General features: G+C 64.4%; 17 protein-coding genes and 3 pseudogenes. 8 read left to right on the top strand and 12 right to left on the bottom strand.

Going from position 1 to position 16539, the window contains the following annotated elements:
• Positions 1-117: 117 nt before the first annotated feature.
• A complete protein-coding gene (locus GO606_RS04260) occupies positions 118-1302 on the top strand; it encodes a multidrug effflux MFS transporter (RefSeq protein ID WP_169120830.1) in 1185 nt (394 codons plus the stop codon).
• A gap of 23 nt (positions 1303-1325) precedes the next feature.
• Here the strand turns inward: GO606_RS04260 and GO606_RS04255 are convergent, their stop codons facing one another.
• From GO606_RS04255 to GO606_RS04220, 8 genes and pseudogenes are all read right to left on the bottom strand, one after another.
• Positions 1326-2087 carry an ABC transporter ATP-binding protein gene (locus tag GO606_RS04255; RefSeq protein ID WP_169120828.1) on the bottom strand — a complete coding sequence of 254 codons (762 nt, stop codon included), beginning with the start codon at positions 2085-2087 and terminating at the stop codon, positions 1326-1328.
• A pseudogene (locus GO606_RS04250) lies at positions 2077-2706 on the bottom strand (ABC transporter ATP-binding protein); the annotation flags it as partial. The gene GO606_RS04255 and the pseudogene GO606_RS04250, both read right to left, overlap by 11 nt.
• A gap of 139 nt (positions 2707-2845) precedes the next feature.
• The gene (locus GO606_RS04245; protein WP_246979332.1) at positions 2846-4147 is read right to left on the bottom strand and encodes an IS1182 family transposase; all 1302 of its coding nucleotides are present in this window, start codon (positions 4145-4147) and stop codon (positions 2846-2848) included.
• 72 nt (positions 4148-4219) lie between these two features.
• Positions 4220-4375, bottom strand: a pseudogene (locus GO606_RS04240) (ATP-binding cassette domain-containing protein); the annotation flags it as partial.
• A complete protein-coding gene (locus GO606_RS04235; RefSeq protein WP_169120209.1) occupies positions 4372-5472 on the bottom strand; it encodes an ABC transporter permease subunit in 1101 nt (366 codons plus the stop codon). The gene GO606_RS04235 and the pseudogene GO606_RS04240, both read right to left, overlap by 4 nt.
• Before the next feature lie 17 nt (positions 5473-5489).
• Positions 5490-6422, bottom strand: coding sequence for a branched-chain amino acid ABC transporter permease (locus tag GO606_RS04230; protein ID WP_169120211.1), 933 nt, complete (start codon positions 6420-6422; stop codon positions 5490-5492).
• A gap of 91 nt (positions 6423-6513) precedes the next feature.
• The gene (locus tag GO606_RS04225; RefSeq protein WP_169120213.1) at positions 6514-7629 is read right to left on the bottom strand and encodes a branched-chain amino acid ABC transporter substrate-binding protein; all 1116 of its coding nucleotides are present in this window, start codon (positions 7627-7629) and stop codon (positions 6514-6516) included.
• Between the two features lie 233 nt (positions 7630-7862).
• Entirely contained in the window at positions 7863-8975 is a 1113-nt protein-coding gene (locus GO606_RS04220) for a branched-chain amino acid ABC transporter substrate-binding protein (protein WP_169120215.1), read from the bottom strand.
• A gap of 126 nt (positions 8976-9101) precedes the next feature.
• Between GO606_RS04220 and GO606_RS04215 the strand changes: the two genes are divergently transcribed.
• The gene (locus GO606_RS04215) at positions 9102-9593 is read left to right on the top strand and encodes a hypothetical protein (protein WP_169120217.1); all 492 of its coding nucleotides are present in this window, start codon (positions 9102-9104) and stop codon (positions 9591-9593) included.
• The gene (gene bamE, locus GO606_RS04210; RefSeq protein ID WP_169120219.1) at positions 9594-10184 is read left to right on the top strand and encodes an outer membrane protein assembly factor BamE domain-containing protein; all 591 of its coding nucleotides are present in this window, start codon (positions 9594-9596) and stop codon (positions 10182-10184) included.
• Between the two features lie 94 nt (positions 10185-10278).
• On the opposite strand, the gene GO606_RS04205 is transcribed toward bamE, so the two are convergent.
• The 3 genes from GO606_RS04205 to GO606_RS04195 form a co-directional block, all read right to left on the bottom strand.
• Positions 10279-10722: a DUF4399 domain-containing protein gene (locus GO606_RS04205; protein ID WP_169120221.1), complete on the bottom strand. Its 444-nt coding sequence runs from the start codon at positions 10720-10722 to the stop codon at positions 10279-10281.
• Positions 10723-10959: 237 nt separating this feature from the next.
• Positions 10960-11823, bottom strand: a complete 864-nt coding sequence (locus GO606_RS04200; protein WP_169120222.1) for an SPFH domain-containing protein — start codon at positions 11821-11823, stop codon at positions 10960-10962.
• Positions 11824-11836: 13 nt separating this feature from the next.
• Positions 11837-12280 carry an NfeD family protein gene (locus GO606_RS04195; protein WP_169120223.1) on the bottom strand — a complete coding sequence of 148 codons (444 nt, stop codon included), beginning with the start codon at positions 12278-12280 and terminating at the stop codon, positions 11837-11839.
• A 250-nt stretch (positions 12281-12530) separates the two neighbouring features.
• Here GO606_RS04195 and parS point away from each other — a divergent pair, with 250 nt between their 5' ends.
• From parS to GO606_RS04175, 4 genes and pseudogenes are all read left to right on the top strand, one after another.
• Positions 12531-12986, top strand: a complete 456-nt coding sequence (gene parS, locus GO606_RS04190; RefSeq protein WP_169120224.1) for a type II RES/Xre toxin-antitoxin system antitoxin — start codon at positions 12531-12533, stop codon at positions 12984-12986.
• Positions 12986-13474 carry an RES family NAD+ phosphorylase gene (locus GO606_RS04185; RefSeq protein ID WP_169120225.1) on the top strand — a complete coding sequence of 163 codons (489 nt, stop codon included), beginning with the start codon at positions 12986-12988 and terminating at the stop codon, positions 13472-13474. The genes parS and GO606_RS04185 overlap by 1 nt, the downstream gene beginning before the upstream one ends.
• A gap of 162 nt (positions 13475-13636) precedes the next feature.
• Positions 13637-13923, top strand: a pseudogene (locus GO606_RS04180) (transposase); the annotation flags it as partial.
• 466 nt (positions 13924-14389) lie between these two features.
• Positions 14390-14971 carry a hypothetical protein gene (locus GO606_RS04175; RefSeq protein WP_169120226.1) on the top strand — a complete coding sequence of 194 codons (582 nt, stop codon included), beginning with the start codon at positions 14390-14392 and terminating at the stop codon, positions 14969-14971.
• A 91-nt stretch (positions 14972-15062) separates the two neighbouring features.
• On the opposite strand, the gene GO606_RS04170 is transcribed toward GO606_RS04175, so the two are convergent.
• A complete protein-coding gene (locus GO606_RS04170; RefSeq protein ID WP_169120227.1) occupies positions 15063-15290 on the bottom strand; it encodes a hypothetical protein in 228 nt (75 codons plus the stop codon).
• Positions 15291-15456: 166 nt separating this feature from the next.
• Here GO606_RS04170 and GO606_RS04165 point away from each other — a divergent pair, with 166 nt between their 5' ends.
• On the top strand, positions 15457-16524 hold the full coding sequence (locus GO606_RS04165) for an IS630 family transposase (RefSeq protein WP_169200649.1): 1068 nt from the start codon (positions 15457-15459) through the stop codon (positions 16522-16524).
• Positions 16525-16539: the final 15 nt, after the last annotated feature.

The following is a 16539-nucleotide window of genomic DNA, read 5'->3' as shown; positions in this document are numbered from 1 at the left end:
CCGATGCCGGGCGGCGTGTGCATCGCGGGCGAAGGCTGCGCTCGGGTCGAAGCCGCGGCCCGCTCCGGCGACGCGAAGAAAAACAGAAAAAAACAGAAGATTCCCGGAGAGATTCCGATGCCTGCTTCCTCGCCCTGGCTCGCGGCGATTCTTGCTGCGCTTGCCGCGATCGGACCATTTTCGATCGACACCTACCTGCCGGCCTTTCCGGCGATCGCCGCCTCGCTCGCGGCGACGCCGATCGAAGTGCAGCAGACGCTGACGGCCTACATGGCGACTTTCGCGTTCATGGTGCTGTGGCACGGCGCGCTGGCCGATCATTTCGGCCGGCGGCGCGTGATCCTCGGGTCGATGGTGCTGTTCGTGCTGGCGTCGCTCGTGTGCGCGCTGGCGCCGTCGATCGAATGGCTGTGGGCCGGGCGCGTGCTGCAGGGGCTGTCCGGCGGCGCGGGGATGGTCGTCGGGCGCGCCGTGATCCGCGACCTCTACGACGGCGTGCAGGCGCAGCGCCTGATGTCGCGCGTCATGATGATCTTCGCCATCGCGCCGGCGATCGCGCCGATCATCGGCGGCTTGCTGCTGGCGATCGCCGGCTGGCGCGCGGTGTTCGTGTTCCTCGCGCTCTTCGCCGGGGGGCTGACTTACCTGACCTGGCGTTACCTGCCCGAGACGCTGCCCGCCGCGGCGCGCCATCCGCTGCACCCGGTCAGCCTCGGCCGCGCCTACGCGAAAGTGCTCGGCAGCGGCGCGTTCCTGCTCGTCGCCGGGGCGGTCGCGTTCAACTTCAACGGGTTCTTCCTCTACGTGCTGTCCGCGCCGGCCTTCCTGATCGGCCATCTCGGCCTCGGGCCGCAGCAGTTCGGCTGGATGTTCGTGCCGACGGTCGCCGGGCTCGTGTGCGGTTCGGCGCTGTCGGGGCGCATGGCCGGGCGTTGGCATCACGGGCGCACGATCACGACCGGTTTCGCGATCATGGGCGGGGCGGCAGGGCTCAACGTGCTGATCGGCGCGCTGGTGACGCCCGGCCTGCCGTGGTCGGTGCTGCCGATCGCGATCTACACGATCGGCATGGCGCTGGCGACGCCCAGCCTGACGCTGATCGCGCTCGACCGGTTCCCCGCGCGCCGCGGGCTGGCGTCGAGCTGCCAGAGCTTCTTGCAGGTTGGCGTCAATGCGGTGACCGCGGGGGTGTTCGCGCCGCTGCTGTGGTACTCGCCGCTGACGCTTGCCGCCGGCATGGCGGGCTTCCTGTTGCTCGGCCTGTTGTGCTTCCTGTCCTGGCAGCGCCGGCTGGAAGCCTGATCCGGCACGCCCGCAGGGCGGGTTCAGCCACGTTCGCCGACGGCGTCGATCTCGCCGAGATAGGCCGTCCGCACTTTCGGGTCCGTCAGCAGCTCCGCACCGCTGCCCGACAGCGTGATGCGGCCCGATTCCATGACATACGCGCGCTGCGAGAATTCCAGCGCGAGGTTCGCGTTCTGCTCGACGAGCAGGATCGTCACGCCTTCTTTGCCGACCGAGCGGAGGACTTCGAAGATCTTCTCGACGACCAGCGGCGCGAGCCCCATCGACGGCTCGTCGAGCAGCAGCAATTTGGGGCGCGACAGCAGCGCGCGGCCGATCGAGAGCATCTGCTGCTCGCCACCGGACAGCGTGCCGGCGACCTGGGCGAGGCGCTCCTTGATGCGCGGCAGCATCGTGTACACGCGTTCCAGGTCGGCTTCGATGCCCGCGGCGTCGCGGCGCGAATACGCGCCCATGCGCAGGTTTTCCTCGACCGTGAGACGCGTGAAGATGCCGCGCCCTTCGGGCACCAGCGCGATGCCGCGGCGCAGCCGCTTGTGCGCCGGCACCTGCCCGATCCTGTCGCCTTCGTAGAGGATTTCGCCCCGGGCGAGCGGCAGGATGCCGGCGATCGCGTTCAGCGTCGTCGTCTTTCCCGCGCCGTTCGCGCCGATCAGGCTGACGCGCTCGCCGCGGTGGAGCTGCAGGCCGATGCCTTTCACGGCCTGGATGCCGCCGTACGCGATCTGCACGCCGTCGAGCTGCAGCAGCGGCGAGGGCGGGTTAGGCGGGTCAGTGTTCATGCCGGCAGCCGCCGCCGAGGTAGGCGTTGATGACCGCCTCGTTGGTCTGCACGACGGCGGGGATGTCCTCGGCGATCTTGCAGCCGAAGTCGAGCACCGCGACGCGGTCGCACAGCCCCATCACGAGCTTCACGTCGTGCTCGATCAGCAGCACGGTGATGCCGTCGCGGCGGATCTGCTCGATCAAGAGCTTGAGCTGGGCGGTTTCGGTTGCGTTCATGCCGGCGGCCGGCTCGTCGAGAGCGAGCAGTTGCGGCTCGGTCGCGAGCGCGCGGGCGATCTCGAGGCGGCGCTGGTCGCCGTACGACAGGTTCTTCGCTGTCGCGGTGGCAAAGCGCTCGATGCCGACGTACTTGAGCAGCTCGTACGCGCGCTCGGTCGTCAGGCGCTCCTCCTCGCGCGTGTGCCGGTTCTGCACGAGGATGCCGAAGACGCTCGCCGTCGTGCGGAGGTGATGGCCGCACATCACGTTCTCGAGCGCGGTCAGCTCGCGGAAGAGACGGATGTTCTGGAACGTGCGCGCGATCCCCTGTGCGACGACGAGGTGCGGCTTGGCCGAAGGCAGCGCTGCGCCCTTGAACACGAATTCTCCGCCGTCGGGAGCGTAGGCGCCGCTCAGAGTTTGTGAATCTTTCGTTCGCAGGACCGATTAGACGCGCGAGCGGGGTTAACGCCGTTTTGCTGGGCGCGATAGGGTTTTTGCATCGTTTGTGCTGCTATCGACGGTTCATTTGACGTTTTTCCCCATTTTTCGCCCCTTAAACCCCGATTCCGGGAACTGCGGACGCACCTGTCCCTACCCCGAGCAATTCCGGTGCGAGGCTGACCATGCGCATCAGGTTGTGCGCCAAAGCAAAGATCAGCATCACACACTTGACCTTCGCCAGACCCCGCACCCGGAACTGCTGCAGGCCGCGGTTGCGGCTGTGCGCATTGACGCATTCGGCCGTTGCCGCTCGCCGCTTGTAAATGACCTTGGCCTCGTCCGTGCCCATCCGCTGCCGCCAGGCCGCCACCGCTTCGCTGTCGCCGGCCTTCGCCTGGTGCGGATCGACCGCCTTGTCCTTGGGTTGCGGCACCGGCCCATAAACGACGGTGCTCCGGCTCGCCTGCTCGATCTGCTCGTGCCCGACGTAGCCGCCATCGACCAGCCAAGCCTCCGGGGCCTGACCACAGCGCGCGGTGACCTGCTCGATCATCGGCACCATCTGCCCTTGGTCGCTGCCGACGGTGGCCACCTCGACCCCCACGATCACCAGCGAGTCGGCGTCGCTCGCCAGCTGCGGGTTGTACGCCGGCCGAAAGCCGCCGTCGCCCATCTTCATCACCGTCGCTTCGGCATCGGTCATCGACGCGCGCGCCTGGTCGGGGTTTTTGCCTTGCCGCTGCTTGATCGCTTCGATCTCGGGCAGCCGCGCCAGCGCTTTCTCAAGACGCGCTTCACGCTCTTTCGCCGCCCGTAGCCGGGCCGCTTCCCGCGCCCGTTCGGCCTGCGCCGGGTCCGCCTCCACCTCGGCTTTGAGCCGCGCCACGGCCGCGCGCGCCGCCTCCAGGTAGCCTTCGAGCTTCTCCTTGCGGCGAAACGAGCCCGCCCCGGCGCTGGCGCGCACCCGCATCCCGTCCTGCGCCACCTGTTTGAGCTTGACCACCCCGGCCGCCATCAGGCTGGCGATGCTCACACTCAACAACTCGTCCAGCCCTTCGCCCTGATCCTTGCGAAAGTCCGAAAGGGTGTGGTGATTGACCTGAACCCCGCCGCACAACCAGCGGTAGGCGTCATGCGATTCGAGCAGCCGTGACACCGCCCGCGCGCTGCCCACCCCGTCGAGCGTGGCGTACAACCACAGCGCCAGCAAAATCTCCGGCGCGATTGCCGAGCGGCCCACCCCGCCATCGACCGCACGAATCCCGGCGTAGAACCGTGACAGGTCCTGCCGCTCGACGTACGCCCACACCAGGCGCGCCCGATGCCCCTCCGGCAGCAGTGACTCCAGGTCACTTGCCCGAAACTCCATCTGCCCCCGGTTGGGCAGCAGCACCCGTGCTCGCATCTTCGTCATCGGCGCAAATCCAGACCTCGTAGCAAGACCTAATTATAACAACGGCATATAACTGGCCGGGGATTTTTCACAGCCTCTCAGTACATTGAAGAGCGTCGTCTTGCCGGCGCCGTTCGGGCCGATCAAACCGTAGATCTCGCCCTTGCCGATCGTCAGCGACACCTCCGACAGCGCTTTCAGGCCGCCGAAGCGCTTGTCGATGTGGCGGGCTTCGAGCAGCGTGATCATCGCGACACCCCGTGGCGTTTCAGGTGTTCGACGTGCGAGTAGCGCGCGTTCGCCGGGATCAGGCCGGCGGGCTTGAGCAGCATCATCAGGATCATCGCCAGCGACAAGAGCAGCATGCGCAGCACCTCGGGGTCGAGCAGCACGGTGCCGAACAGCGCCTGCTGCACCGGCACCGCGAGGTGGCGCAGGATCTCGGGCAGCGCCGACAGGATCAAGGCGCCTGCGATCGCGCCGGCGACGTTGCCCATGCCGCCGAACACGACCATCGTCAGCACCGCGATCGATTCCATCAGCGAAAAGGATTCCGGCGACACGAAGCCCTGGAACGCGCCGAACAGCCCCCCCGCGACGCCGCCGAACGTCGCGCCGAGCGAGAACGCGAGCAGCTTGAGATTGCGCGTGTTGATGCCGATCGCCTTGGCGGCGAGCTCGTCGTCGCGCATCGCCGCCCACGCGCGCCCGACGCGCGACACCTGCAGGCGCTGGATGAACACGATCGAGCCTGCGACGCACGCGAGGAAGAAGTAGTAGTACAGGAACAGCGAGTTGATCGACAGGTTCTCGGTGATCTCGAGGTTGCGCGACAGGTCCCAGCCGAACAGCACGAGCGGGTCGAGGGCGTTGATCCCCTGCGGCCCGTTCGTGATGTTGACCGGATAGTTCAGGTTGTTCAGGAAGATGCGCACGATCTCGCCGAAGCCGAGCGTGACGATCGCGAGGTAGTCGCCGCGCAGCCGCAGCACCGGAAAGCCGAGCATGATCCCGGCCAGCGCAGCGAAGCCGGCCGCGACCGGCAGCACGATCCAGAACGGCAGATGCACGCCGAAATGCGGCGACGCGAGGAACGCGGCGGTGTAGGCGCCGACCGCGTAGAACGCGATGTAACCGAGGTCGAGGAGTCCGGCGAAGCCGACGACGAGGTTCAGCCCGAGCGCGAGCATCACATACAAGAGCGCGAAGTCGAGCACCCGCACCCAGGTGCGGCCGAACAGGACCGCGACGAGCGGGGCGGCGATCGCGACGATGACGATCAGCCAGCGCGCGGCCTGCGGGTTGCGGCGGCCGAGCCAGGGGACGGCCGAAGCGAGCTCGTTCATGGTTCGGCGCTCCCCGTTCAGGCCCGGTCGGACACGCGTTCACCGAGCAGGCCGGTGGGCCGGAAGATGAGCACGAGGCCGAGGATGATGAAGGCGAAGATGTCTTGGTAGGACGAATTCAAAAAGCCGAAAGTCATGTGCTCGATGTAGCCGGCGCCGAAGGATTCAACGAGACCCAGCACGACGCCGCCAAGCATCGCGCCGCCGAGGTTGCCGATGCCGCCAAGCACCGCCGCAGTGAAGGCCTTCAGCCCGGGCATGAAACCCATGCCGTAGTGTGCGATGCCGTAGTTGCTCGCGTACATCACGCCCGCGACCGCGGCCAGCGCGGCGCCGATGACAAAGGTGAGCGCGATGATGAGGTTGGTGTCGACGCCCATCAGCGCCGCGACACGGTGGTTCTCGGCGGTCGCGCGCATCGCCCGGCCGAGCTTCGTCTTCGTCACGAGCACGATCAGCGCGGCCATGATGAGCGCCGAGCCGACGATGATCGTCACCTGGATCGGCGTGACGAACACGCCCGCGACCGGCTGCATCGGCGCGGTCGAGACGAGCTGCGGGAAAGTGTGGTAGTTGCGTCCCCACAGCATCATCGCGATCGTCTGCAGCAGGAACGACATGCCGATCGCGGTGATCAAGGGCGCCAGCCGCGGCGCGTTGCGCAGCCGCCGGTATGCGAGGCGCTCCATCGTGTAGCCGAGCATCATGCATACGGGAATCGCGACGGCGAGCGACAGCGTCAGCATCGCGAGCGGCGACATCCCGGGCGTGACCCCCATCAGGAACAGCATCGTCTGCAGCGCGCTCATCGCGCCGACCATGACGAGGTCGCCGTGCGCGAAGTTGATCAGTCCGAGGATGCCGTAGACCATCGTGTAGCCGAGCGCGACGAGCGCGTAGACGCTGCCGACGACCAGACCGTTGACCAGCTGCTGCAGGAAGATTTCCATCGTTACCCTTGTGATGCCGGGGCGACTGCGGAGCGCGATCACCTCTGTCGCGCCCCGGTTCCGGCCGTGCGCCGTCACCTCTCGGCGAGGCTCACATCGGCGACCACGCGCCGTTCTTGTACTGGTACATCGTCACCGCGCCTTCCTTGATGTCCCCCTTGTCGTCGAACGCGACCGTGCCGATGACGCCCTGGAAGTTCGATTTCTTCAGCGCTGGCAGGTACTTCGACGGCTCGGCCGAATCTGCCGCCTGCATCGCCCTGATGATCGCCGTCGCGGCGTCGTAGGCGTACGGCGAATAGATCTGCACGTCGGTATTGAAGCGCGCCTTGTAGCGGTTGCGGAACTCCGGCCCGCCCGGCATCTTGTCGATCGCAAGGCCGGGCATCGAGCAGTAGGCGCTGGCGTTGATCGCGTCGCCGGCCAGCTTGATCATCTCCGGGCTGCAGCCGCCGTCGCCGGTGACGAACTTCGCGTCGATGCCGAGCTGCTTCAACTGGCGCAGCATCGGGCCGGCCTGCGCATCCATGCCGCCGAAGAAGATCGCGTCCGGCTTGACGCCGCGGATCTTGGTCAGGATGGCGTTGAAATCGGTCGCCTTGTCGGTCGTGAATTCGCGTGCGACGACCTTGCCACCGGCCGCCTTGACTGCCTTGTCGGTCTCGTCGGCGAGACCCTGGCCGTACGCGGTGCGGTCGTCGATGATCGCGACCGTTTTCGCGCCGAGCGAGCCGACGATGAACTTGCCGAGCATGCCTCCTTGCTGCACGTCGTTGGCGATCGTGCGGAACACGCCCGGGTAGCCCTGGCGAGTCAATGTCGGGTTTGTCGCCGACGGCGACACCATCGGCACGCCGGCCTGGTTGTAGATGCGCGACGCGGGAATCGTCGTGCCCGAGTTCAGGTGGCCGATGACGCCCTTGACGTCGGCATCGACGAGGCGCTGCGCGACGGTCGTGCCGGTGCGCGGGTCGGCCTGGTCGTCCTCGCCCAGCAGTTCGAACCTGACCTTCTTGCCGGCGATCGTCACGCCTTTCGCGTTCGCGTCCTCGATCGCGAGCCTCGCGCCGTTCTCGTTGTCCTTGCCGAGGTGGGAGATCGTGCCGGTCAGCGGAGCGACGCTGCCGAGCCTGACGGCCATTTCCTGCGCATGGGCCAGCGACAGGCCGAGCCCCATGACTGCGAGTGCAACAACGCTTCTCTTCATGCTTGCCCCTCCAGTGAAAATCGGAAAACCGGGCTGATGCGCCGCGCGTCCCGTCACCCGCGCCCTCGGCAGCTGCGCGCGGCAAGCCGGCCGTGCCGCCCGGCTGCGGCGACGGACACTGCGGAAAGCGCCACTATACTGCCCGGCAATGGCGGCATGGCGAGTCCGCCGCCTCCCGCGCAGCGGAATTTCGCCCCGCTGCGCCGCAGCCGCGTGGCGTCAACGTCGCGCGCTCAGTTCAGCGCTTCCCACTTGCCATTGCTGAAGCGGTACATCGTGACGCCGCCGTCGCGGATGTCGCCGTTCCGGTCGAACGCGATGGTGCCGGTGATGCCCTGCATGTTCAGCTTGCGCAGCGCCGGCAGGTATTTCTCCGGCTCGGCCGAGCCGGCCGTCTTCATCGCCTCGATCAGCGCCATCGTCGCGTCGTAGCTGTAGGGGGCATACAGCTGCACGTCGGTCTTGAAGCGCGCCTTGAAGCGCTCGTTGAACTGCGCGCCGCCGGGCATTTTCGCCATCGGGATGCCGGCTTGCGTGCAATACGTGTCGGCGCTCATCGCGTCGCCGGCGAGCTTGATCATTTCGCTGGTGCACGCGCCGTCGCCGCCGAGAAAGCGCGCGCCGATACCGAGCTGCTTCATCTGGCGCAGCATCGGCGCGGCCTGCGCGTCCATGCCGCCGAAGAACAGCGCGTCCGGCTGCCGGCCCTTGATTTTCGTCAGGATCGCGGTGAAGTCGGTCGCCTTGTCGGTCGTGAATTCGCGCCCGACGATCTGCACGCCCCGCTGCTTCAGGCTGTCGGCGAACGCGTCGGCGAGCCCCTGCCCGTACGCCGTGCGGTCGTCGATGATCGCGACCTTGCCGACCTGCAGGTTCTGCGCCGCATGCCTGGCCATCGCCGCGCCCTGCTGCAGGTCGTTCGCGATGACGCGGAACGTCACCTCGTAGCCCTGCAGCGTGAGCTTCGGGTTTGTCGATGACGGCGTGATCACCGGTATGCCGGCCTGTTCGTAGATGCGTGACGCCGGAATCGATGCCCCCGACGTGACGTGGCCGACGACGCCCTTGACGCCGGCGTCGGTGAGGCGCTGCGCGACTGTCGTCGCCACGCGCGGGTCGGCCTGGTCGTCCTCGCCGACGAGTTCGAACTGCGCCTTCCGGCCGCCGATCGTGATGCCCTTCGCGTTGGCGTCCTCGATCGCCAGGCGCGCACCGTTTTCGCCGTCCTTGCCGATGTGGGAGATGGGGCCCGTCAGCGGCCCGGCGTGGCCGATCTTCACTAACGTCTGGGCGTGGGCCGACCAACCGAAGCCGACCAGTGCGAGTGCGAGCAATGTCCTTTTCATGAGGCTCCTCCCGGATGGATGCAGGTCACCAGCGGCAGCGACTTGATTCGCACGCCGGCATGATGCGATTCTAGCCCACGGCACGATAGCCATCGGAGCCGTCCGGCATCGGGGAGAAACCAGTCCATGAAGCGCCTTTTCCTGCTTCTGTGCAGCGTGCTCGCGGCCATCGGCCTGCCCGCGTGCGACTATTTCAACTTGCAGGAACTCAAGCCCGGGGTGTCCACGGCGATGGATGTGCGCGACCGCTTCGGCCCTCCCGGCATGGAGTGGAAGAACGACGACGGCTCGGTGACGTGGGAATATTCGCGCCAGCCCGAGGGCACGAAGTGCTACATGATCACGATCGGCTCCGACAACGTGTTGCGCAGCGTCGATCAGGTGTTGAACGAAACGGGTTTCGCGCGCATCCAACGCGGCATGACCGGCGACGAAGTGCGCCGCGTGCTGGGCAAGCCGGCGTCGCGCCAGTACTTCGAGCTGGGCAAGGAGACCGTGTGGAACTGGCGCATCGAACCGCCACCGCCTTCGAGCGATCCGATGTTCTTCACGGTCCATTTCAACAGCGACGGGCGCGTCGCGAAGACGAGCCGGAACACCGAATATCGAGGAGGCTGAATGGCATCCCGCATCCTCACGCTGCTTGCGCTGCTGATCCTCTCCGGCTGCGCCGCCTTCGCCCCGCCGCCTCCGCTGACGACCGAAGCCGAGGCACTCGCCGTGCACGGCGAACCGACGCGGCGCTGGGACAACGGCGACGGCACGACGACGCTGGAATACTCGACGCAGCCGTATGGTCACCGCGCCCTGATGGTGACCGTTGACGCGAGCGGCGTCGTGATCGACCAGCACGACGCGCTCTCCGACGAGAATCTCGCGCGGGTCAAGCCGGGCATGACGCAGGATGAAGTGTCGCGCCTGCTCGGCACGCACCGCTCGGTGCAGGTGTTCAAGCTCAGCGGCGAGGAGGTGTGGGACTGGAACGTGTACAACGACGGCCCGGGCGTCGCGACGCTGTTCAACGTGCATTTCATCAACGGCAAGGTCGTGCGCACGAGCCGCACCTACGTCTATCCCCGCGACGGCATGGTATTCGGCCACTGGTACCCGTATTCCTATCGCTATCCGTACGGCTATCCGTTTTCGTACCGGTCGCCCTACTGGGGCTGGGGCTTCGGGTGGCACGGCTACCCGTGGCACCCGTGGTGAGGCCGCGCACCGTCGCTGCGGGCGGGTGGGGCAGCCGGACGAGCGGCTGACGCTTTTCGCACCGCGCACCGGCGCTCTGCCGCCATCCCGCGTTCTATGGTTCGAGCACTGTCGGCGTGGCGGCCACGGGGCTATTCACGTGGACGCTGATCGTATCGCTGAACCCGGGGCCGTACGACTGGTGCAGGCCGTCGGCGAACTGGAGCGTGAGCGTGTGCTTTCCGGGTGCGAGCTTGAGCGTGGTTTCCGTCTGGCCCTTGCCGAAATGCAGGTGCGTCGCATCGGTCGGCACCGGTTTGCCGGCTTCGATCGGCTTGCCATCGACGATCAGGTGATGATGCCCGGTGCCCTCGGCGAGCTGGCCCGCGGGTTGCATGCGCATGCCCTCGACGCCCATCTTCACCGTGAATTCCTCGGGCACCGCCGCACTGTTGGCGGGCTCGATGAAATAGACGCGACCGGCCGCCGTCGCGAGCGGCGACAAGATCGCGGCAGCAGCAAGGACGGCAAGGACGGCAAGGGAAAGAATTTTTTTCATATCGGCTCTCCGTTGGTTCACCTGCAGGGGATTTCATCCTAGACCCGGGCAGTGCGGATTTCGCGGCCGATTCAGTACCGCTGCGGGTTAAAGTGCCAGCGCTCAGTGACGCGAAGTGGGGGTGCGATGAACGCACCGCTTCTTGAACGCTACCGTGACCGGATCGCCGGTGTTGACCTGTTACGACCGGATGGTCATTACCGGTTGTCAGCTATGCCAGCAAAGGGACGGTTGCCACTACACCACGAGCTTGCCGCGCGCGAGCAGGCCGCGCACGGTCTCGTGCAGGTCGGCCGGCAGCACGACGAGCTTGGCGCTGTCGGTCGAGCCCATGCGCTCGATCGCGGCGATGTATTTCTCGCCGAGCATGTACATCATCGGCCCGGGCTGGTCGCCGATCGCGGCGGCGACGCGGCGGATCGCTTCGGCGGAGGCTTCGGCGAGCATCACTTGCGCGTCGGCGTCGCGTTTCGCCGATTCGAGGCGCGCCTCGGCTTCGAGGATCGCGGCCTGCTTCGCGCCTTCGGCCTTGGTCACCGCGGCTTTCCTCTCGCGCTCGGCGGCGGCCTGCAGTTCCATCGCGCGCTGCATCGATGCGGACGGCTTGATGTCCTGGATCTCGACCGACTTGACGGTGAGGCCCCAGTCGACGGCTTCGTCGGCGATGCTCTCGCGCAGCCGCGCCTTGATCTTGTCGCGCGACGACAGCGCGGCGTCGAGCTCCATTTCGCCGACGATCGAGCGCAGCGTCGTCATGATCAGGTTGCGGATCGCCTCGGCGAAGTCCGTGACGCCATACACCGCCTTGACCGGGTCGGTGACCTTGATGAAGGCGATCGCATTCGTGACGATCACCGCGTTGTCGCGCGTGATGACCTCCTGCTCCTGCACGTCGAGGATGATGTCCTTGGTGACGAGCTTGTAGGCCACCTTGTCGAGGTAGGGGATGATGAGGTTGAGGCCGGGTTTCAGCGTGCCGTGGTACTTGCCGAGGCGCTCGACGATCCATTCCTCGCCCTGCGGCAGGATGCGCACGCCCTTCGCGAGCGTGATGACGACGAAAATCAGGACTGCGACGACGACGATGAACCCTTCGCTCATGGAACCCCCTTGCTCAGGCTTGGACGACTTTCAGGAAACTGCCTTCGACCGCGACGACGCGCACGCGCTCGCCGGCGGGAATCTCGCTCTCGGCGAGGCATACCCATTCCTCGGCGCCCAGCACCGGGCGCTGGAAGCGCACCCGGCCGCGCTGGAACGGCGCAACCGCGCCGACGAGCAGGCCGACCTCGCCGATGACCTCGCCGGCGGAGGTGCCGATGCGGGTCTTGTGAAAGCCGGGTTTGAACACGCGGAACCACAGCGCGACCATCGCGAGCGAGAGCGCGGTCCACAGCGCGAGCTGGGTCGTAAGCGTGAGCGCCGGCGCGGCGAGCACGACGAGCGCCATCACGAGGGCGGCGACGCCGAACCAGATCACGAAGAAGGACGGGATCGCCAGTTCGGCGAGAATCAGCACGATGCCTGCGACCGTCCACTGCCACCATTCGATATTCATGGCGCCCTCCTTTGCGGCGATTGTAACGGGATGTGGCGGGCATGTGCGCCGGCGTGATCCGCAGGGGACGATGGGGCCAGGTCTTGCAATAACACATGCACCGGGAGTTGATGCAGGACAGTTGATTGAGCGGGAGGATGCGCGCGGCGTGACGTGCCCAGGCTGCGGCCTGATGATTGCGTGGTCGAAATCGCAGGCTGTGCCAATATTGCCTATACTGGATGCCAGTTGGCAATAAATGGGTGCAAGCATGACATCAAGCGCAGCCACCATCCCCGCCGGTCACTCGATCGAATCGCTGCTCGGCGGCAACGGCGTGCTGCACGCGAAGCCACGTACCGCGCTCGACTGGGTGGCGGTCATTCGCCGGGGAATTTCCTCGGCAGCAGTCGATGCGGTGACGAAAACCCTGCGCGTAACGCAGGCCGAGCTTGCGGCGGCATTAGGCATCCCGGAGCGCACCCTGGCCCGGCGCAAGCGGGAGGGCACGCTCAACAGCGAGGAATCGGCCAGGCTGGTTCGTCTGGCCCGCGTGGTCGAACGCGCCGAAGCGGTCTTCGAGGATCTGGACGCCGCCCTGAACTGGCTGAAATCCCCGAACGCGGCGCTTGCCGGGCTTATCCCGCTTTCGCTGATGGACACGGACATCGGCGCGGAAAGCGTGCTGGATACACTGGGTCGGATCGAGCACGGCGTTTTCGCCTGATGCTGACGGTCTGGCGGCTGCTTACGGCACGATTCGCGGAGACCGCGTTCTCGGGCGAGGGCGCCCGCTTGTACGGCGGACGCTGGAACCGCAAGGGCACGCCGATGGTGTACACGGCGGGGAGCCAGTCGCTGGCGATGCTCGAAATGCTCGTGCAGGACGAACCGCTGCGCGCCCGCTACGTCATGATCCCGGCCACGTTGCCGAAAAACCTGAAGATCGAACGCATCGTTGCCGAAGACCTTCCCGGCGACTGGCGCAGTCTCGCGGCGCGCGAGCCGTTGCAGGCCATCGGCAGCGAATGGGGCAAACGGAAATCGGCCGCCGTGCTGGCCGTGCCGAGCGCTGTGATTCCATCGGAAACCAACTACCTGCTGAACCCGCTGCACCCGTCGTTTGCAAGAATCGGCATCGGGCAGCCGCAGGAATTCATCACCGATCTGCGTCTTTTCGGGACACGGGATTCCGGTTTCGATCGGACGGAATAAGCCGCTACGCAGCTGCCGCGTGTATGAACGCAATTGCGCGAGCCGCCAAATGATGGTGGCGCTCGTTGAGCACTGTCTCCGCACGAGTTGAGTCGGTAGGGAGAATGGTGAAAATTCGAGGAAGGAGGACGGGATGTTGTATTGCAAGACCCATGACCCACGTCGGACGCGCGTGAAGGCGGGCTCAAGGCAAACGGCTTTCGCAATCAGATCCAGAGAAAGGGCAAGCGCAACAAGCCGCTTTCCGAATGCCAGCAGCGACGCAACCAACGCATCGCCAAGACCCGTGCGCGCGTCGAGCACGTGTTTGCGGCCATCGAACAGATGGGGGGAAACTGATCCGCACGATCGGTCAGGCGCGGACGAACTTCGCGATGACGATGATGGCGGCCATCTACAACCTGAAGCCGCTGGTGTATTTCAGGAAGGCCGGAATCGAGGCCTTCTGACGCATTGCGTTACACGCAACTCGTATGGCATGAAGCCAGGCTTCCGTAAGTGCTTGTTTTTACCAGAAGCATCGCAAGATTTTGCGAAAAAAGTATGCAAATCGGCAAAGCATTGATTTATATGAATATATTTCATGCCAAAGAATTTATGTATAACGGTATGCTTCTGACGCCCGCAGTGGGCCGAATCGCCGCGGCCAGAGGCGATTCGAAGCAGAAACGGGGCGACACAGCCGGGAAAAGCGATGATTCGCCAGAGAAATTGAACCGAATTCGGCCGCAGTCATCGCGCTGCAGCTGGATTTGCTGAAATCCTCGGGTTATTCGGGGTGCCCTTGAATGTGTTGCGCCTTAGAGCAACTTGGGAAGATCTATGCAACCGGCTGTTGACTACCACGAACTTATCAGACGCCTGACGGAGCGGTTCCGGTCCCGATACGACGGTGACCCATCGTATCGAACGCGTATGGTCGGGATCATTTTCGCCAGACCGAATTCGCCGCTCGCAAAATCCGAGATCATTCCGCAACTCAATGACTGGCACATTCGGTCCGGAGACCACATTGATTTTTACTTCGTTGGCTACACCTATCCTCACCCCCCCACCCAGGACTACATAGAGGTCGACATTCCTGGTTCAGACCCATGGCTATACAGCGCAAAGAGCTTCAACGCCCTGCGAAAAGAAATCGAATCACGCACAACTTGGCAGTACGGCGGTGGTTGCGAGTTGCTTCTCACGAACGCTCGATTCGACTCGACAGCCAAAGCCGCATACTTCGATTTCTCATCTGCCATCTGCTGCCAGCTCGATGCGATGAAGACGGATCATGCGATTCAGAGCATCGAACGGTTCTTTGAAACTGTCTTCCGCTTCGCGGAGTCCGCGAATGACGAAGACCCAACTTGGGGTTTCAGCGACTCCCAAGGTGTAAGCGCCGTAGGTTCCGCACTCAAACACGTCGTTCTCGGCTTGCTTCCCAAAGGCCTCGATGCTGAGTACAAGAAGACAGAACACTTCGCCGTTCGCAATGTGAGGTTGCGTTGAGCTAGACGCATAACCTCACTACAGCTGAACTAAATGCTCGGCGCCGCGTTTTTCTCCGGCTGGGGCCAGCTCAAGGAACAGGAAAACGACGTCAAAGTTTCGGTATAAAGGTAGTCGCTATTCCGAGTTCTCGGTCGCATGTAACTGCTTCTTGAAATACCCACGAAAAGCCGATTGCGTCGCGCTGTGAAATAGATTTCAATAAAGTAACTTCTATTTTTTTGCCGAGCACTTTATTGCTCACGAGATTGTCTTCAAAAATCTTCTTTAAATGAGGATTCGCAATATTACTATCAATGTATGGCTTTATTGCGCTCATTCTCTCTTGTCCAAACCGATGTATTTCCGGATGAGATATATTTTTCCCGACCTGAACTATTGGAGCATATACAAAAAAACATCGACTTACGTCGAATGCTAGTGTTTAGTTGCGTTAATACAAGATAGTATTATGATACCCACTTCGCTTGACACAAGGGGGTCTCATGGCGCGAGTGGCGGTTGAGTTGTCGTGTCCGGCAGAAGTGATGTCGGAGCTTGAGCGTCTGTCTCGAAGTCGGAGCGGCGAGGTTCGCCTGGTCGAGCGTGCGCGCATCGTTCTGGCGTGCCTGCATGGCAAGCGCAATGACGAGGTTGCCAGCGAGCTCGGTGTTCGACCGAATACGGTCGGGCTGTGGCGCCGACGCTTTGCCGAGCAAGGTATCGCAGGGCTTCGCGACGCGCCCCGGCCCGGCAAGCCCGCCAAGTACGGCGTCGAGTTGCGCGACCGAATCTTGGCGCAGCTCGAATTGCCGCCACCGGCCGGCATGGCGAGCTGGGACGGGGGCTCGTTGGCCAAGGCGCTGAGCGTGTCCGATCACGCGGTGTGGCGCATCCTGCGCAAGGAAGGCATCCAGTTGCAGCGCCACCGTTCGTGGTGCGTCAGCACGGACCCGGAGTTTGCCGCCAAAGCGGCCGACATAATCGGGCTGTACTTGAACCCGCCCGAGAACGCCCTGGTGATCAGCGTCGACGAGAAGCCCTCGATTCAAGCCCTCGAGCGGGCGCGCGGCTACGTGCAGACCAGCAGTGGCAAGGTCGTCCAGGGAATGAAGAGCACCTACAAGCGGCACGGCACCGTCAATTTGTTCGCCGCATTGGAGGTCGCCACCGGCGTCATCCGAGGCAAGACGACGCAGACTAAAAAGCGCGCCGACTTCCAGGCCTTCATGGACGAGGTCGTTGCCGACCAGCCCGTCGACCGGCAGATCCACGTCATCCTGGACAACTTGAACACCCACAAGAAGAACGAGGACTGGCTCGCCGCACATCCGAACGTCACCTTTCACTTCACGCCTACCAGTGCGAGCTGGCTCAACCAAGTCGAAATCTGGTTCGGCATCTTCCAGCGAAAGACGCTGAACAACGCGAGCTTCCGAAGCGTCGAGCAACTCATTGAGGCCATCCATGCCTTCACTGCCGCCTACAACGAAAACGCAGCGCCATTCGTCTGGCGCAAACGAGAGGTTCGCGGGTCACAGCTTCGTAATACTATTGTTAACTTACGCAATTAAACACTAGGTCACCGC

Source organism: Aromatoleum anaerobium (assembly GCF_012910705.2).
GTDB classification, from domain to species: domain Bacteria; phylum Pseudomonadota; class Gammaproteobacteria; order Burkholderiales; family Rhodocyclaceae; genus Aromatoleum; species Aromatoleum anaerobium.
The sequence above is the reverse complement of the archived record's forward strand: the minus strand, read 5'-3'. Positions and strand labels throughout refer to the sequence as shown.

Bases quoted from the DNA above. Each gene is read 5' to 3' on its own strand.
- GO606_RS04260 (WP_169120830.1), top strand. From the start codon at position 118: ATGCCTGCTTCCTCGCCCTGGCTCGCGGCGATTCTTGCTGCGCTTGCC.
- GO606_RS04255 (WP_169120828.1), bottom strand. From the start codon at position 2,087: ATGAACACTGACCCGCCTAACCCGCCCTCGCCGCTGCTGCAGCTCGAC.
- GO606_RS04245 (WP_246979332.1), bottom strand. From the start codon at position 4,147: ATGACGAAGATGCGAGCACGGGTGCTGCTGCCCAACCGGGGGCAGATG.
- GO606_RS04235 (WP_169120209.1), bottom strand. From the start codon at position 5,472: ATGAACGAGCTCGCTTCGGCCGTCCCCTGGCTCGGCCGCCGCAACCCG.
- GO606_RS04230 (WP_169120211.1), bottom strand. From the start codon at position 6,422: ATGGAAATCTTCCTGCAGCAGCTGGTCAACGGTCTGGTCGTCGGCAGC.
- GO606_RS04225 (WP_169120213.1), bottom strand. From the start codon at position 7,629: ATGAAGAGAAGCGTTGTTGCACTCGCAGTCATGGGGCTCGGCCTGTCG.
- GO606_RS04220 (WP_169120215.1), bottom strand. From the start codon at position 8,975: ATGAAAAGGACATTGCTCGCACTCGCACTGGTCGGCTTCGGTTGGTCG.
- GO606_RS04215 (WP_169120217.1), top strand. From the start codon at position 9,102: ATGAAGCGCCTTTTCCTGCTTCTGTGCAGCGTGCTCGCGGCCATCGGC.
- bamE (WP_169120219.1), top strand. From the start codon at position 9,594: ATGGCATCCCGCATCCTCACGCTGCTTGCGCTGCTGATCCTCTCCGGC.
- GO606_RS04205 (WP_169120221.1), bottom strand. From the start codon at position 10,722: ATGAAAAAAATTCTTTCCCTTGCCGTCCTTGCCGTCCTTGCTGCTGCC.
- GO606_RS04200 (WP_169120222.1), bottom strand. From the start codon at position 11,823: ATGAGCGAAGGGTTCATCGTCGTCGTCGCAGTCCTGATTTTCGTCGTC.
- GO606_RS04195 (WP_169120223.1), bottom strand. From the start codon at position 12,280: ATGAATATCGAATGGTGGCAGTGGACGGTCGCAGGCATCGTGCTGATT.
- parS (WP_169120224.1), top strand. From the start codon at position 12,531: ATGACATCAAGCGCAGCCACCATCCCCGCCGGTCACTCGATCGAATCG.
- GO606_RS04185 (WP_169120225.1), top strand. From the start codon at position 12,986: ATGCTGACGGTCTGGCGGCTGCTTACGGCACGATTCGCGGAGACCGCG.
- GO606_RS04175 (WP_169120226.1), top strand. From the start codon at position 14,390: ATGGTCGGGATCATTTTCGCCAGACCGAATTCGCCGCTCGCAAAATCC.
- GO606_RS04170 (WP_169120227.1), bottom strand. From the start codon at position 15,290: ATGAGCGCAATAAAGCCATACATTGATAGTAATATTGCGAATCCTCAT.
- GO606_RS04165 (WP_169200649.1), top strand. From the start codon at position 15,457: ATGGCGCGAGTGGCGGTTGAGTTGTCGTGTCCGGCAGAAGTGATGTCG.